This window comes from Arthrobacter sp. MP_M4 (assembly GCF_035984855.1).
Taxonomy (GTDB): domain Bacteria; phylum Actinomycetota; class Actinomycetes; order Actinomycetales; family Micrococcaceae; genus Arthrobacter.
On the sequence record NZ_JAXCHX010000001.1, the window covers coordinates 283,018 to 298,888 of the forward strand.

Consider the following 15,871-nt stretch of genomic DNA (forward strand, 5'->3'; position numbering starts at 1 on the left):
CGCCCGTTCGCGCCAAGGTGATCCCGGTCACGCCCACTGCAACCTGACTGCAACCTCCCGACTCCTAAGCTGGACGCATCGGCGGTGCCACCAACGGGCCGCTATCACTCTTGCACAGCAAAGGAGCTGCAATGACTGTCTACGCACAGCCCGGTACCGAGGGCTCGAAGGTCACCTTCAAAGACCGTTACGAGAACTGGATCGGCGGCGAGTGGGTTGCCCCGGTCAAGGGCCAGTACTTTGAGAACATCACTCCGGTCACGGGCAAGGTCTTCTGTGAGGTGGCCCGCGGCACCGCCGAGGACATCGAGCTCGCCCTGGACGCCGCCCACAAGGTCGCCCCGTCCTGGGGCAAGACCTCCGTCGCCGAGCGCGCTGCCGTCCTGAACAAGATCGCCGACCGCATCGACGAGAACCTCGAGATGCTTGCCGTCGCCGAATCCTGGGACAACGGCAAGCCGATCCGCGAGACCCTCAACGCGGATATCCCCCTCGCAGCCGATCACTTCCGTTACTTCGCTTCCGCCGTCCGCGCACAGGAAGGCCGGCTGTCCCAGCTCGACGAGGACACCACCGCCTATCACTACCACGAGCCGCTCGGCGTCGTCGGCCAGATCATCCCCTGGAACTTCCCGATCCTGATGGCGGTTTGGAAGCTGGCCCCCGCGCTCGCCGCCGGCAACGCAGTCGTCCTCAAGCCTGCCGAGCAGACCCCGTCCTCGATCCTGGTCCTGATGGAACTGATCGGCGACCTCCTGCCGGCCGGCGTCCTCAACGTCGTCAACGGCTTCGGCGTCGAGGCGGGCAAGCCGTTGGCCTCCAGCCCCCGGATCCGCAAGATCGCGTTCACCGGCGAAACCTCCACCGGACGCCTGATCAGCCAGTACGCCAGCCAGAACCTGATCCCGGTCACGCTCGAACTGGGCGGCAAGAGCCCTAACATCTTCTTCAACGACGTCGCCGACCAGACCGACGATGCGTTCTACGACAAGGCCCAGGAAGGGTTCACGCTCTTCGCCTTCAACCAGGGTGAAGTCTGCACCTGCCCGTCACGGGCCCTGGTCCAGGAGGACATCTACGATTCCTTCATGGCCGACGCCGTCGCCCGGGTCGAGAAGATCATCCAGGGCAACCCGCTGGACACCGAAACCCAGCTCGGCGCCCAGGCCTCCAACGACCAGTTGGAGAAGATCCTTTCCTACATCGACATCGGAAAGCAGGAGGGTGCCAAGATCCTCACCGGCGGCGCCCGGGCCGAGATGCCCGGGGACCTGGCCGGCGGCTACTACATGCAGCCGACCATTTTCGAGGGCCACAACAAGATGCGGATCTTCCAGGAGGAGATCTTCGGCCCGGTGGTGTCCGTGACCCGCTTCAGCGACTACAACGACGCCATGGGCATCGCCAACGACACCCTCTACGGGCTCGGCGCCGGCGTCTGGTCCCGTAACGGCAACGTCGCCTACCGCGCCGGCCGCGAAATCCAGGCCGGCCGGGTGTGGGTCAACAACTACCACGCCTACCCGGCAGGCGCTGCGTTCGGCGGCTACAAGTCCTCCGGCATCGGCCGTGAGAACCACTCGATGATGCTGGACCACTACCAGCAGACCAAGAACCTCCTGGTCAGCTACAACGAGAACAAGCTCGGCTTCTTCTAAACCGCAACAGTCCTGCGCGGGGCGGATCAGCATTGATCCGCCCCGCATTCTGCACAAGCCTTTCAGTCACACCCCGCGCATGATGACGCAAGGATTTCGCTATGACGACGACAACGACGACGATGCAGGCAGCAGTAGTAACCGAATTCGGTAAGGACCTGCAGATCCAGACCCTCCCCGTTCCTGTGCCGGGCCGGGGGCAGGCGCTGGTCAAGGTCCTCACCACCGGCGTCTGCCACACCGACCTTCACGCCGCGGAAGGTGATTGGCCCGTGAAGCCGACCCCGCCGTTCATTCCCGGCCACGAAGGCGTCGGCGAGGTGGCTGCCCTCGGCGAAGGCGTGACGGACCTGGCCGTTGGCGATCTCGTCGGGAACGCCTGGCTTTGGTCCGCGTGCGGTGACTGCCAGTATTGCCGCACAGGTTGGGAAACCCTCTGTGAAGCCCAGCAGAACGCCGGCTACAGCGTCGACGGCTCCTTCGGCGAGTACATGCTGGTGGACACGCGCTTCGCGGCCAGAATCCCGGCAGGATCGGACCCCGTCGAGGTCGCCCCCGTCCTCTGCGCCGGAGTGACCGTGTACAAGGGCCTGAAGATGACCGAAGCGCGGCCCGGCCAGTGGGTCACGATTTCGGGCATCGGCGGGCTGGGGCACATCGCCGTGCAATACGCCGTCGCCATGGGCCTCCGGGTTGCCGCGGTGGACATCGCCGACGACAAACTCGCCCTGGCCAAGAAACACGGCGCGGAGCTGACCGTTAACGCCCTGCACGAAGATCCTGTCGAAGTCATCCAGCGCGAAACCGGAGGTTGCCATGGAGTCCTGGTTACTGCAGTGCACCCGTCAGCGTTCGGCCAGGCGATCGGGATGGCCCGCCGCGGCGGAACGATTGTGTTCAACGGCCTTCCGCCGGGTGACTTCCCGGCGCCGATTTTCGAGATTGTGCTCAAAGGCCTGACCGTCCGCGGCTCCATCGTGGGAACCCGGCAGGACCTGGAGGAGGCCCTGGACTTCTATGCCCAGGGCAAGATCCACCCCACCGTCTCAACCCGGGAGCTCTCGGACGTCAATGCCGTCCTCGACGAAATGAAGCACGCCAAAATCGACGGCCGTGTGGTAATCAAGTACTGATGCGGAAAGGACTCTGATGCCCCCGACAAACCTCGACGCCGCAGTGACTCTCCCCGGGGAGGATTTCTCCCGGGTGGCGCTCACCCCGGCGGCCGTGGAGCTCCTGCGGAAAATGTGGCGCCAACACGGACCACTGATGTTTCACCAGTCTGGCGGCTGCTGCGATGGTTCCTCGCCCATGTGCTACCCCGCAGGGGAGTTCATCACGGGGGACTCGGACGTGCAGCTCGGCCTGTTCGACATCTCCGATGGCCTGCAGCCCCAGCCGATCGAGTTCTGGATGTCGAAAGAACAATTCAACTACTGGAGCCACACCCACCTGACAGTGGATGTGGTGCCGGGCCGGGGGAGCGGCTTCTCGGTGGAGGCCCCCGAAGGCAAGCGGTTCCTGATCCGGTCAACGCTGATGGACTGGCCGGTGTAGCCGGCCGCTAAGGGAGCTGGCCACCTCAAGGGCGGGGCGTGCAGGGAAGCCTGCACGCTCCGCCCTTTCGTCTCACTATCTGGAATCGGACAGGCCATCCAGTGGATGGACACTACTATGGATAGGTCTGTTTCCAACCAGCTACCGAGATTGTGGACTTTGCTATGAACCTATTCCGGACCAAATCAATCGAGCAGTCCATGTCGGACGCCGATGAACCCGGACGCAAGCTGAAGCGCTCACTCAGCTCCTGGGACCTGATGATCATGGGCGTCGCCGTTGCCGTCGGCGCCGGGATTTTCTCGGTGGGTGCGAAGGCTGCAGCAAACTTCGCGGGCCCGGCCGTCACCCTCTCCTTCGCCATCGCCGCCGTCACGTGCGCCTTGGCCATCATGTGCTACGCAGAGTTCGCCACAGCCATCCCGGTGGCCGGCTCCGCCTATGTCTTTACCTACGCCACCATGGGTGAGCTGCTGGCGTGGATCATCGGCTGGAACCTCATCCTTGAGTTGTTCACCGCCGGTGCAGTGATCGCCAAGTACTGGGGCATTTACCTCAGCAAGGTGTTCGCGCTGATGGGCGTAGACATTCCGCCGTCGATTTCGCTGGGCGGCGTCGACCTGTACTGGGGCGCCTTCCTGATCGTCGCTGTATTCACCGTGCTGCTGGTGCTGGGGACAAAGCTGTCCGCCCGCGTCGGCAACATCTTCACGCTGATCAAGATCGGCGTCGTACTTTTTGTCATCGTGGTGGGCTTCAGCTACGTGAAGTTCGAGAACTACGCCCCCTTCGTCCCGGCCTCCCAGCCGACCGGCGGCAACGGTACCGCCGACGTCCTGAAGCAGTCCTTCTTCGGCTTCCTCACCGGTGCCGCCCCCGCGCAGTACGGCACTCTCGGCATCTTTGCCGGGGCTGCGCTGGTCTTCTTCGCGTTTATCGGTTTTGACGTGGTGGCCACCTCGGCGGAGGAGGTCAAAAACCCGCAGAAGACGCTGCCCCGCGGCATCTTCGGCGGCCTGGCTGTCGTCACCGTGCTCTACATCCTGGTGTCGCTTGCGCTCACCGGCATGGTCCCGTACACCACGCTGGCCGAGGCGGAGAACCCCACTCTCACCACGGCGTTCGAGGCAGTCGGCAACACCGACGCCGCCAAGGTCATTGCCTTCGGCTCCCTGATCGGCTTGACCACGGTGATAATGGTGCTGCTCATGGGTCTCTCCCGCGTGGTGCTCGCCATGAGCCGCGACGGGCTGCTGCCCCGCTCTCTGTCCAAAACCAGCACCATCCGCGCGACGCCGATCCGGCTTCAGATCATCTGCGGTGCCGCCGTGGCGCTAGTCGCGGGACTCACCAAGGTGGATCTTTTGGAAGAAATGATCAACATCGGCACGCTGTCCGCGTTCGTGACGGTCAGCCTGGGCATCCTCGTGCTGCGCAAGAAGCGCCCGGACCTCAAACCGGCATTCCGTGTCCCGTTCGGCAAGGTGGTCCCGGTTGTCTCGGCGGTCCTCTGCCTGTACCTCATGACCAACCTGGCCGTGGAGACCTGGATTTTCTTCGCCGGCTGGCTCGTGATCGGCGTCATCATCTACTTTTCCTACGGCCAGCGGCACTCCCGCCTGAACGAGAAGTTCGCCGAGGCCAAGGCGTCTGTGAACGGGCCGGGCAATAAGAACGCTGCCGAGTCCGAGGCGGTAGTCGAGAACCTTGAGACGCTCACGCGTTCCTAGCCGCGTTGTCCGGGGGCTGCTGCATCATCCAGCAGCCCACCCGAAACCGCCCGCCGATCCCCGGATCGGCGGGCGGTTTCGTGCGTCCGGTGCTGAGGCCACCGGCACGACGGCGACGCCGGCGCCCACTCGGTCCGTTTCATGCGGGGAGCTGGCTTTTCGACCGGCCACGGAGGAGTGTCGTCGCCCGTTGGCGGTGTTCGCGGCGATACGTTCGGCGTTGCTTGTGGCTCGTGGCCGCGGCGGGGTCCCGTTTCGTGTCTTCAGTCCCTGCCCCACCATCGGAGCGGGAACCGGTCCCAGCACCGGCAGCTGTTCCGGCGCTTGTTCCGGCGCTTGTTCCGGCGCTTGTTCTGGCGCTTGTTCTGACGCTTGTTCCCGGTAGCGGGGGTGCGGTGGACTGGTAGGTGTGGCCGGTGGGGGTGGTGAGGTCGAGGGTGTGCCGGTGGCCGGGTTTTGGTCCGGGGCGGGGTTGTGCGGACCAGCCGGGGGTTTCTTTGGTGTGGTTGCAGGCTTCGCAGAGTCCGGCGCCGTTGGTGTCGATGGTGGTTCCGCCGCTGTGCCAGGGGGTGATGTGGTCGTAGTGGCGGATGGGTGCGTCGCAGTACGGGGTGCGGCAGGTGTCGTCCCGGAGGGTGAGGAAGCGGCGGAGCCCGGGCGGGAAGAGCCGGGCGCGGGAGTCCAGGGCGGTGAGGGTGCCGGTGCCGGGGGCGGTGTAGAGCCGACGGAGCCAGACGCTCAGCTCGTTCTCCCCGGCGGCGATGCCCGCTTTTTGCCCGGCAGTGTCGCCGGAGGTGTCGTGGGCGGGGGCATCGTTGCCCCTGCCCCTGCCCCTGCCCCTGCCCGTGTCGGTGCCCGTGCCGGTGCCGGTGAGGAGGTCCCGGGCCCAGCCGCCGGGGACGATTCCGTAGCCTGGCAGGCGGGCGGGTTCACTGTCGCCTTGGAAGAGGGTGCGGTCGGTCATGACGAGCTGGATCTCGATCCCGCTGAGCCCGCCGGGGGTTCCGGTGATGCGTTCGATCAGGGCGTCGGCCATGAGTTGTCCGCGGGTGCGGGGGTCCCCGCCGGAGCGGGCGGTGTCAGCGTGCCGGGTCAGGGCGGCATGGACGGCGACGCCCGCGGCGACGGGGAGCAGGGCGGTGAGGTAGCACATGGTGTCCGGGGCCGGGCGGAGACTGACGTGGCGTTCGGTCACCGCGTGACTGGCGCGCTGGGTCACTGAGCGCGGGTCGAGCCGGTAGGCGGCGGTCCGGGCGGCGGCGATCAGCGCGCGGTCTCCGGCGCCCTCGAACGTTCCGGTGTCGGGGGCGAGCTCGGCGTCGACCGCGGCCCGGTCCTCAACGGTCAGGCACGCGGTCTCCTTCACGAGGAGGGTGGCGCGCCATTCGTTGAGCTGCCCGGTCTCCAGCGCGGCCAAGGTGTGGGACATTTCGGTGACGAGTGCCTTCGCCAGGCCCAGGAGCCGGCCGCCCTTGGCCGGGGATTCGCGGCGGGCGAGGGCGATCTGCGTACCCACCCCGGCACCGAGCTCCCCGGCCGGCACCCCGAGTTTCCGCTGGTCGCGGCGCTGGTCCAGGTCAAAAGCGACCGTGATTCTCGCCTGCAGTGCCGCGGCGGCGGACTTCACGTCCTCGAGTTCCCGGAGCTGGCAGATCAGCCCAGCACCGTCGTCGGACGGGCGGACGGCCGCCAGCAACCGGGCCACCTCCGTGACCGTCACCTGCCCGGGCCGGACCCTTTCGAATCCCTTCTTGCCGTCCATGGAAACAGACTAACGGGCACCTGTGACATTTTAGACCGGCGAATCCGAGGCTCCCGGGCCAGCCACAGATGGTCCGTTCCCGGCGGTAGGCTTCGAGCCATCCACCGACAGCGTCAGGACGGCTCGCTTTCGGGTGTTGCCCCGCGACCACCGGCTTCGAGCCCGGACGGAGCCCAGAAGAAGCGCAGAACCCGGAAGACGTCTGGATGAGGTAGTCAAACACAGCACCGCGAAGCGACAGCAGAGGCGTGGTGCCTTGGTCGGTGCCTCGCTGATGGACAGCACCCCAGCCTCGGCCGGTCAGGGGGCGGCGTAACGGCCGATCCACTCCACCAGGGGCCGCAGTTCCTCCCAGCGGTGGGCCACCTCCTCAATTGCGCCGGGCCCGGCCAGCCAGCCGGGCCGCCCCACGTTCACGGCTGCGGTCAAGGACTTGTGTTTGAGAAGACCGGACCGGGGATGGTCTTTGTCGAAACCCCGCGGGACGGTCTTCAGGCTCGCACCCTCTACGGCAAAACCGGCCGTCTCGATATCTTTCAGGATCGCCTCCAGCGCCTCCCCGCTCGCCGGCGCATCAACGGCGCTGCGGAATCGTGCCAGCTGGGCTGGCGTCTGGGTGTGGCAGCCACCGCCTATGAGGAAACCGTCAGCACTGAGCTGGAGATAGAAGCCCACACCGTCGGCAACAGAGGTGAGGGCGCCTTGGGCGGTCTTGTACGGTGACTTGTCCAGGGAGAAGCGGACGTCCCTGTTCGGCCGGAACAATTTCGCCGGGCCGAAGCGCGGCTCCAGCCCGGCGAGCAACCCCGTGAGCGGATCCTTCACGGCGGCGTCGTAGACGGGCTTGTGCTCCAGCCACCAGTCCCGGTTGTTGTTGTGCTCAAGGTCTGCGTAGAACCGGAAGGCGTCATCCGGAATGCCTGCGAATGTGGTCATGCCCGAATCCTATGGACCCGGCGCGCGTCGTGGCGAGGGCCGGGAACACCGAAGTGGAAAACAGCAAAACGCCCCGCCGCGGACGTCCGTGGACGACATCCGTTGCGGGGCGTAACAGCTGCAAAGCCGGGGCGCCCGGCCAGCACTGGTGCTGGGTGGTTAGACCTTGTTGGCGGCCTCGGCGTCGGACTCGACCTGGCCGGCACCGAGGTTGGCGCGCAGCTTGGCGCCGAACCCGGCGTCGACGTTTGTCCAATACTGGATGGCGCGTTCCTTGATCCCGGCGTTCTTGACACCGCTGACGGCACCGGTGACGGTGTCCAGCAGGCGGGCCTTGGCGCCGTCGTCGAACACCTCGCGGTACAAGGCGCCTGCCTGGCCGAAGTCGCCGTCCTCAGCGTGCAGGGAGTGGGCGGAGAGTGTCAGCGCGCCGTCGTTCTCCCAGCCGCCGGCCGGACTCTGCGGCTCCACTGCGGCCGGCCCGCCGACGGAGTTCGGTGCGTAGACCGGAACCGACGGGGCGTTGAACTGGTACCGGCCCTGGCCGTCCTGGCTGTAGTTGTTGACCTGGTTCTTAGGCAGGTTGACCGGCAGCTGAGCGTGGTTGGTGCCCACGCGGTAGCGGTGTGCGTCCGCATAGGAGAAGATGCGGGCCTGCAGCATCTTGTCCGGGGACGCGGCGATGCCCGGCACGAAGTTCGACGGCGCAAAGGCTGCCTGCTCGATCTGCGCGAAGTAGTTCTCCGGGTTCCGGTTCAGTTCCATGGTGCCCACCTTGACCAGCGGGTAATCCGAATGCGGCCACACCTTGGTCAGGTCGAACGGGTTGAAGCGGTACGTCTTGGCGTCTTCGTACGGCATGACCTGGACGTGGAGGTCCCAGGACGGGAAGTTGCCGGCCGCGATGTTTTCCTGCAGGTCGCGGATGTAGAAGTCGCCGTCGGCGCCGGCCAGTGCCTCTGCCTCGTCGCCCGTCATGGAATTGACGCCCTGATTGGACTTGAAGTGGTACTTGACCCAGAAGCGCTCTCCGGCGGCGTTGATCCACTGGTAGGTGTGCGATCCGTAGCCCTGCATTTCACGCCAGGAGGCCGGCAGGCCGCGGTCGCCCATCAGCCAGGTGACCTGGTGTGCGGACTCAGGGGACAGGGTCCAGAAGTCCCACTGCATGTCGGCGTCGCGCAGATGGCTGCCCGGCAGGCGCTTCTGCGAGTGGATGAAGTCCGGGAACTTGATGCCGTCACGGATGAAGAACACCGGGGTGTTGTTCCCGACGAGGTCGTAATTGCCCTCGGTGGTGTAAAACTTCACGGCGAAACCGCGCGGGTCCCGCCAGGTGTCGGGAGAGCCTGCCTCGCCGGCGACGGAGGAGAAACGGATGAGCATCTCGGTCTCGGTGCCCGGCTGGAACAATGCGGCTTTGGTGTAGCGGGAAACGTCCTCGGTGGTCGTGAAGGTACCGAACGCACCGCCGCCCTTGGCGTGGACTACACGCTCCGGCACGCGCTCACGGTTGAACTGCGCGAGCTTTTCGATCAGGTAATGATCGGTGAGGATAATCGCTCCGTCGGCGCCGACGGACTGCGAGTGGGCATCGGACGTGACCGGGGCACCGGACTGTGTCGTGGACACTGCGGGCGCAGAAATGTTCTGAGTCATCGTTCTCCTATTTCTTGTTGTGCTTATTTACGTTCGGCGGGAAGTTGTTGGCTGCGCTGGCAGTCCTGGCAGACGCCCTGGTACAGCACGTCGGCGATCTGGATGGTCATGGGCGTGGCGTTCGCGTCCCAATGCGGGGTCAGGCAGGGGGCGTGGCCCACAGCGCATTCGACATCCTCCACCCGGCCGCAGCTGATGCACACGGCGTGGTGGTGGTTATCGCCCACCCGTGTCTCATACAGGGCCGGCGAGTGCGGGGGTTCGAAGCGGCGCAGCATGTGCAAATCTGTCAAATCACCCAGGACCACGTAGACGGACTGGGCGGTCAGTTCGGGAAGATCCTGACGGGCGGCCGCGAGGATCTGCTCGGCCGGGGAATGCGGGTGATGTTCGACGGCGGTGAGCACCGCCAGCCGCTGTTTGGTCACCCGGCGGCCGTGGGCACGCAGGGCGCCGGCCCATGCCTCGTGGGTGCCTGCCGAATCCGTCATGCCCTCATTCAAGCACTTATTTTTAGCAATTCACAATAAGGCGTGACTTAGTTGCCTTGGTGTCCTACTAGAGTTGCCCGGTGGGGAAATATCTGGCGGACATTACGCCGTTGCGTGAAAGCCCGGCGTTCCGTCGCCTGTGGCTGGGATCCGCCGTCGCAGCCCTTGGGAGCCAGCTGACCCTGGTGGCCGTCAGCCTGGAGGTTTACCGGCTCACCCAGGACAGCCTCTACGTCGGCTTGCTGAGCATCTTTGCCCTTGTCCCGCTGATTTTCGGCGGCCTGCTGGGCGGCGCGATCGCGGATGCCCACGACCGTCGCAGGGTGGCGCTGCTGGCTTCCTCCGTGCTGTGGCTGACCACCGCCTGCCTCGCCCTGCAGGCCTGGCTGCACCTGGGAAATGTGTGGCTGCTCTACGTCCTTGTCGCTGTGCAGAGCGGCGCGCAGGCCATTAACCAGCCGGCCCGCAGCGCCATCATCCCGGTGCTGGTCCGCAAGGAACTCCTGCCGGCGGCTAACGCGCTGAGCATGATCAGTTTCGGCCTCAGCCTCACGGCCGGGCCCCTGCTGGCAGGACTGCTCGTGGCCACCGTGGGATTCGCCTGGACCTACACGATCGACGTCGGCACGTTCGTTTTCGCCTTGTGGGCCCTGCTGAGGCTACCCGCCATGCCGCCGGGCGAACACGCGCGGCCGGCCGGGCTGCGGTCCGTCCTCGAAGGTTTCCGCTTTCTGGGTACACGCCCCAACCTGCGGATGACCTTCGTCATCGACCTCGTCGCCATGATTTTGGCCCAGCCCCGGGCGTTGCTGCCCGCAATCGGCGCCGTGATGATCGGCGGCGGTGAAACAACGGTGGGAATCCTGCTGGCTTCCACAGCCGTCGGCGCGTTCCTCGCCGGCCTCTTCTCCGGACCGCTGGGGGCGGTCCGGCGGCAGGGAGCCGCCGTCGTCTGGTCTGTCATGGGTTGGGGAGCTTCCATTGCCGGTTTTGGCCTGGTGGTGGTCCTCGCCGGAAACGCCGGCGCCGGCGGAGTGACGTGGTGGCTGCTGCCCGCCGCGCTGTGCTGTGCGCTGGCGGGCATCGCAGACTCGGTCAGTGCCGTCTTCCGCACCACTATCCTGCAAGCCTCAGCACCGGACCACCTGCGCGGCAGACTGCAGGGCGTGTTCGTCGTGGTGGTGGCGGGCGGCCCGCGGGTGGGGGACATGCTGGCGGGCGGTGCGACTAAAATCCTGAGTGAAGGCTGGGTTCTACTGTGGGGCGGGCTGTTGTGCATCGCCGTGGCCTGGGCTGCGGCGCACTGGCAGTCAGGCTTCCTGAAGTATGACGCGCGGAACCCGGTACCGTAGCTATCCGGTAGCGGAAGCCGGGGCACCGCAACTTTTCCAGATCGCCCGGGAGCTCTCTGCCACGGCGCACCAGCTGATGCCGCCGGCCCTTGTCGGTTTGAGCCCACAGCCCGTCGCCGGCGCCTCAACTGGCGAAGAGTCGCTCGCCCACGAAGCCGCCGGGCCGCACACCCGGGGGGACGGCAAACAGGCCGGAACCTGTGTGTTCCAGATATTCCACGGCCAGGGTGTCCTGCCGGGCCATGGCCAGTTGCATTGGCACATAGTGGGTGCGCGGATCCCGGACGAAAGCAATAAAGAAGAGCCCGGCATCCAGATGCCCCAGTCCATCTGAGCCGTCCGTGTAGTTGTAGCCGCGGCGCAGCATGTGCACCCCGTTGTTGTGCGAAGGATGCGCCAGCCGCACATGGGAACTCGCATCGATCAGTGGTTCGCCGGCCCGGCCCTTGGCAGTAAAGTCCGGGGCGGTGAACTCGGTCCCGCCGGATAATGGGGCGCCCTCGGACTTGGTCCTGCCGATGAGGCCTTCCTGCTCCCGCAGCGAGGTCCGGTCCCAGATCTCAATGTGCATCCGGATGCGGCGGGCCACCAGGTAGCTGCCGCCCTCCATCCAGGCTTCCGGCACACGCGCCCCGGCGGGCACCCACACGTGGTCGTTCAGGAGCCCGGCGTCCTCGGACTTCACGTTGTTAGTGCCGTCCTTAAAGCCAAACAGGTTCCGTGGCGTCTGCTGGGCGCGCGAGGTTGAGGCTGTGCGCCCAAAGCCGAGCTGGGACCAGCGCACCTGAGCCTTCCCAAAGGCAATGCGCGCCAAATTGCGGATGGCGTGGACGGCCACCTGGGGATCGTCCGAGCAGGCCTGGACTACGAGGTCCCCGCCGGTCCGTTGCTCCTGGAGCTGGTCGGCGGGGAAATGCGGCAGGTCGATGAGGGCCGCGGGCCGGCGGCCCTCCAGCCCGAAGCGGACACTGCCACCCTTCTCGAAGAGGGAGGCACCGAAACCGAAGGTCAGCGTCAGCCGCCCGGCGGCGAGGCCCATCGCTTCCCCGGTGTCCTCCGGAGGAGCGTCATAGGGCCCGTTCACGGCGCCGGTGGCTCCGGCTTCCCTGCCGGCCGTCAGGGCCGCGGCGGCCTCGGTCCAGTCCTTCAGCAGGGCAATGAGCTCGGCGCGGTCTTCGGTCAGCACATCGAAGGCGGCCATGTGGAGCCTGTCCTGGGCCGGGGTCGTGATGCCGGCCTGGCGCTCGCCGTAGAAGGGCACCGTGTCGGCCGGCGGCACCTCGGCGTGACCCGCGGCTGCGTCCGAGCCGAAGATTCCGGCGGCAAGACCCGCCGCAGCCCCGATGCCGCCGGCTCCGGCAAGGGACAGGATGCCGCGGCGGGATACGGTACTCACAGGACGACTGCTGCAGTCAGCCGGGACAGGGGTTCGCCCAGAGTGTCCACCAGGGCTGCGAGCTTCCGGACCTGTTCCGGGGTCAGCTCGTTGTAGAGGGCGAATCCCTCCCCTCGGGCATGGGTCGTGAGTTCGGTCTGCAGGGCGGAAAACTTGGTCTTCAGCTCCACGGCCAGCGCAGGATCTTTCTTCTCAAGAACGGGACTAAGGTTCTCAAAGGCGATCCGGGCGCCGTCAACGTTCGCCTGGAAGTCCCAAAGATCCGTATGCGACCAGATCTCTTCCTCCCCGGTCACTTTGCCGGTGGCTACCTCGTCGAGGAGTTCCTTGGCTCCGTTGCCGAGTTTGTCGGCCGTCAGCGTGAGGGTGCGCGTTCGCCGGTAGAGGTCCTCAGTGTCCGCGACGAGTTGAGTGGACAGGGCGGCGCGTTCCGCGCTGGTCATTGCCGTGTAGCCTGCCGGGGCGAAGAGATCCTTCTCGGCGCGGTGCCAGCCGGTCCAGGATTCCCCGGGTTCCAGATCAGCCTCGCGCAGGTCAAGTCTGGGATCCAGGTCGCCGAAGGATTCGGCCACGGGTTCGATCCGTTCCCAATGCATGCGCGTGGAGGCATACAGCCCGCGGGCGGACGTGGACTCCCCGGCAGCGAACGCCTCGGCGAAAGAACGGGTTCCGGCCAGCAATTGCTCGGTCTGGTCTTTGACGTAGGCGGTGTACTGGGCAGCGGCAGTGTCAGTGAGTTTCTGCACGTCGTCGTCGACCGGGACGGACTGGTTCGAACCGGTGACCGTGAACGCGGCACGGAGGCCGTCCCCTTCCATCCCCGGCTTGCAGGCAGTGAGGTACTTTCCGGCGGGCACTGTGGCCACCAGGTTGCGGGTGATGCCAGGACCGATGTTCTCGACTTCGGCCAGGATCCGAAGCCCGTCCTCGGCGAGGAGGTAGAACTCGGTGACCCGGTCGCCGTCGTTCTTGATGGCGAAGGTCAAGTTGCCACTTGGAGCCTCCGTGGCGGAGACCGCGCACGCACCGTTGGTGCTGGAAACAGTGATCGCCGCGGCGTCCGTGGAGGCAGCGGGCGCTGCGTTATCCGTGCAGGCGGCGAGCGTAAGGGGTAGCAGCGCCGCGGTGGCGGCGATTCCGAGCCGGGCTGGAAAACGGCGCGGGGAAGTGCGGAGTGCAGTCATGGGAATCCTTCGGGGTGCGGGCGGGGGTGCGGGCGGAGAGGCGCGGACTGGGGTGTCAGGCCGCGGCGGAGACTGACGGGACGGCGGTTTCGCCCGGGGGCCGGCGGAGGCTGCGGCGGTATGAGTAAAGGTAGAGCGCCACCACCGGCACCACATAGAGGACCCAAGCGCTGGCCTCAAGCCAGGTGGTGGCGGGGGAGAAGTTAAGCGTTCCCTTCAGCAGGGTGCCGTACCAGGACGACGGCGGCACCGCCGCCGTGACGTCAAAGGCAAGGGACTGCAGGCCCGGGAGCAGGCCGGCCTCCTGAAGGTCATGGATGCCGTACGCCAGGACACCGCCGGCCACCACGATGAGCGCTGCCCCGGTCCACGTGAAGAACTTGGCCAGATTGACCCGCAGGGCGCCTCGGTGGAGCAGGTAGCCGAGCCCGGTGGCCGCGGCCAGGCCGAGGATGGCTCCGAGCAGTGGTGAGGACGACTGCCCGGCCGACTGGGCCGCGGCCCAGAGAAAGAGGGCCGTTTCCAGTCCTTCCCGGCCCACGGCCAGGGCAGCGGCGGCGACGAGGCCCCAGGCGGCGCCGTCGGCAACCTTGTCGATCCTGCCGCGGAGATCGGAGCCGAGGGTGCGCGACGTGCGGGCCATCCAGAAGACCATCCAGGTGACGAGGGCGACGGCGGCAATGGACAGGCTGCCCCCAATCGCCTCTTGAGCCTGGAAGGTGAGCCCACGCGGGCCGAAGGTCAGGAGGGCACCGAAACCGATGGAGACCGCCACCGCCAGGCCGACGCCGGCCCAGATGCGGGGAACAAGGTGCCTCCGTCCGGTCCGCGCCAGGTAGGCCAGCAGCAGGACCACGATCATGGCGGCTTCAAGGCCCTCTCGAAGGCCGATCAGGAAGTTCGCGCTCATAGTGATGCTTTCGGGTAAAAGTAACTAACTAAGGGTTGCCTAAGAACAAAGGTAACCCTTACTCCCCGAATTACGAAAAAAGTACGTGACCTAATTGTCCGGCGGTCCACCTTTCCATGGCGCGTAAGTGGCCCGGTGATGCGAAAAAGGGTTGTCGCTACCGGAACACCAGTAGCGACAACCCTTTTTCTGCGCGTGCGCCAGTCTGCGCCGCGATGGACTGCTAGCTGCGGAAGTTCACGAACTGCAGGTCGGCCTCGTCGAAGCCCTTCAGCAGGTTCATGGTTTCCTGCAGGTCGTCGCGGGACTTGGATGTCACCCGGAGCTCGTCGCCCTGGATTTGCGACTTCACCGATTTGGGACCTTCGTCGCGGATGAGCTTGTTGATTTTCTTCGCGAGGTCCTGGGCGATGCCCTCCTTAATAGTGGACTCCAGCCGGAACTCCTTGCCGGAGGGGTACGGCTCGCCCGTATCGAGGGATTTCAGGGAAATGCCGCGGCGGATGAGCTTGGATTGCAGCACGTCCAGGACCGCAAGCACACGTTCTTCGGAGTTGGCCTTCATGAGGATCTTCTCGCCGCTGAAGTCGACCTCCGCGCCGACGCCCTTGAAGTCGTAGCGCTGGACCAGTTCCTTCTGCGCCTGGTTCAGCGCGTTGGCAACCTCCTGCTTGTCGACTTTGCTGACGACGTCGAATGTAGATTCGCCTGCCATGACTGTCCTCCTGATGGTTGGGGGGTGCCCGGGAAGGGGCTGTGGTGTCTGCAATCAAGCCTAGTACGGATGCCTGCGATGTGAAGGCTGGTGGAGCGCTGCCCGATTCACAGTCCGCTCATAGCTGAGTCAGGGCGGGTATGAAGCTAAGGGCGGCAAAGTTGCACGGGCTGGAAGATCCACTCGAAAGGTGCAGCTCATGCCAAACCAGGCCGTCCGGTACGTCATCCGCTCCACCGCGACAGCGGCCGGCGGCATCGCAGCGGCCGCAACACTCGCGGCATCGATCATCTTCAGCCCGGCCGCGGATGCCTCATCCCGGCTGGATGGCGTGCACGAAGACCTTGCCCGGGCGGTGCAGCTGAACCAGATCACGCAGGAGCAGGCCGCGAAGTTCGAATCAAAACTCGCCGATCGCATCCTCGGTGAGTCCTGAGTGTGAGGGGAGACCGGAGGGCTGACAGCCGGGTTTTTCCAGCTGCCGGGCGCCGATTCGATTCTTCGGCGGAAGTTCTGTAAAG

The 15,871-nt window shown here is 65.9% G+C and carries 14 protein-coding genes; 6 read left to right on the forward strand and 8 right to left on the reverse strand.

The window, feature by feature from the left end; genetic code table 11:
• Window positions 1–131: 131 nt before the first annotated feature.
• The 4 genes from exaC to RCH15_RS01385 all read left to right on the forward strand — a co-directional run bounded on the left by exaC (window position 132) and on the right by RCH15_RS01385 (window position 4,945).
• Window positions 132–1,658, forward strand: coding sequence for an acetaldehyde dehydrogenase ExaC (gene exaC / locus RCH15_RS01370; RefSeq protein ID WP_326957286.1), 1,527 nt, complete (start codon window positions 132–134; stop codon window positions 1,656–1,658).
• Between the two features lie 122 nt (window positions 1,659–1,780).
• Window positions 1,781–2,791, forward strand: coding sequence for an alcohol dehydrogenase AdhP (adhP, locus tag RCH15_RS01375; protein ID WP_326957715.1), 1,011 nt, complete (start codon window positions 1,781–1,783; stop codon window positions 2,789–2,791).
• A gap of 16 nt (window positions 2,792–2,807) precedes the next feature.
• The gene (locus RCH15_RS01380; RefSeq protein WP_326957288.1) at window positions 2,808–3,215 is read left to right on the forward strand and encodes a DUF779 domain-containing protein; all 408 of its coding nucleotides are present in this window, start codon (window positions 2,808–2,810) and stop codon (window positions 3,213–3,215) included.
• A gap of 164 nt (window positions 3,216–3,379) precedes the next feature.
• Window positions 3,380–4,945, forward strand: coding sequence for an APC family permease (locus tag RCH15_RS01385; RefSeq protein ID WP_326957290.1), 1,566 nt, complete (start codon window positions 3,380–3,382; stop codon window positions 4,943–4,945).
• Between the two features lie 139 nt (window positions 4,946–5,084).
• Here the strand turns inward: RCH15_RS01385 and RCH15_RS01390 are convergent, their stop codons facing one another.
• The 4 genes from RCH15_RS01390 to RCH15_RS01405 form a co-directional block, all read right to left on the reverse strand.
• Window positions 5,085–6,707: an HNH endonuclease gene (locus RCH15_RS01390; protein ID WP_326957292.1), complete on the reverse strand. Its 1,623-nt coding sequence runs from the start codon at window positions 6,705–6,707 to the stop codon at window positions 5,085–5,087.
• A gap of 300 nt (window positions 6,708–7,007) precedes the next feature.
• Window positions 7,008–7,643: a DUF2461 domain-containing protein gene (locus RCH15_RS01395; RefSeq protein WP_326957294.1), complete on the reverse strand. Its 636-nt coding sequence runs from the start codon at window positions 7,641–7,643 to the stop codon at window positions 7,008–7,010.
• A 159-nt stretch (window positions 7,644–7,802) separates the two neighbouring features.
• Window positions 7,803–9,302: a catalase gene (locus RCH15_RS01400; protein WP_326957296.1), complete on the reverse strand. Its 1,500-nt coding sequence runs from the start codon at window positions 9,300–9,302 to the stop codon at window positions 7,803–7,805.
• 23 nt (window positions 9,303–9,325) lie between these two features.
• On the reverse strand, window positions 9,326–9,793 hold the full coding sequence (locus RCH15_RS01405; protein WP_326957298.1) for a Fur family transcriptional regulator: 468 nt from the start codon (window positions 9,791–9,793) through the stop codon (window positions 9,326–9,328).
• 80 nt (window positions 9,794–9,873) lie between these two features.
• Here RCH15_RS01405 and RCH15_RS01410 point away from each other — a divergent pair, with 80 nt between their 5' ends.
• Window positions 9,874–11,145: an MFS transporter gene (locus RCH15_RS01410; RefSeq protein ID WP_326957299.1), complete on the forward strand. Its 1,272-nt coding sequence runs from the start codon at window positions 9,874–9,876 to the stop codon at window positions 11,143–11,145.
• 124 nt (window positions 11,146–11,269) lie between these two features.
• On the opposite strand, the gene efeB is transcribed toward RCH15_RS01410, so the two are convergent.
• The 4 genes from efeB to RCH15_RS01435 form a co-directional block, all read right to left on the reverse strand.
• On the reverse strand, window positions 11,270–12,541 hold the full coding sequence (gene efeB, locus RCH15_RS01420; RefSeq protein ID WP_326957301.1) for an iron uptake transporter deferrochelatase/peroxidase subunit: 1,272 nt from the start codon (window positions 12,539–12,541) through the stop codon (window positions 11,270–11,272).
• Window positions 12,538–13,725 (reverse strand): iron uptake system protein EfeO, encoded by a 1,188-nt coding sequence (gene efeO / locus RCH15_RS01425; RefSeq protein ID WP_326957303.1) that lies wholly within the window; start codon window positions 13,723–13,725, stop codon window positions 12,538–12,540. The genes efeB and efeO overlap by 4 nt, the downstream gene beginning before the upstream one ends.
• A gap of 55 nt (window positions 13,726–13,780) precedes the next feature.
• Window positions 13,781–14,635: an iron uptake transporter permease EfeU gene (gene efeU / locus RCH15_RS01430; RefSeq protein ID WP_326957306.1), complete on the reverse strand. Its 855-nt coding sequence runs from the start codon at window positions 14,633–14,635 to the stop codon at window positions 13,781–13,783.
• A 223-nt stretch (window positions 14,636–14,858) separates the two neighbouring features.
• Window positions 14,859–15,350, reverse strand: coding sequence for a YajQ family cyclic di-GMP-binding protein (locus RCH15_RS01435; protein WP_326957308.1), 492 nt, complete (start codon window positions 15,348–15,350; stop codon window positions 14,859–14,861).
• Between the two features lie 199 nt (window positions 15,351–15,549).
• Between RCH15_RS01435 and RCH15_RS01440 the strand changes: the two genes are divergently transcribed.
• On the forward strand, window positions 15,550–15,786 hold the full coding sequence (locus RCH15_RS01440; protein ID WP_326957310.1) for a hypothetical protein: 237 nt from the start codon (window positions 15,550–15,552) through the stop codon (window positions 15,784–15,786).
• Window positions 15,787–15,871 lie beyond the last annotated feature (85 nt).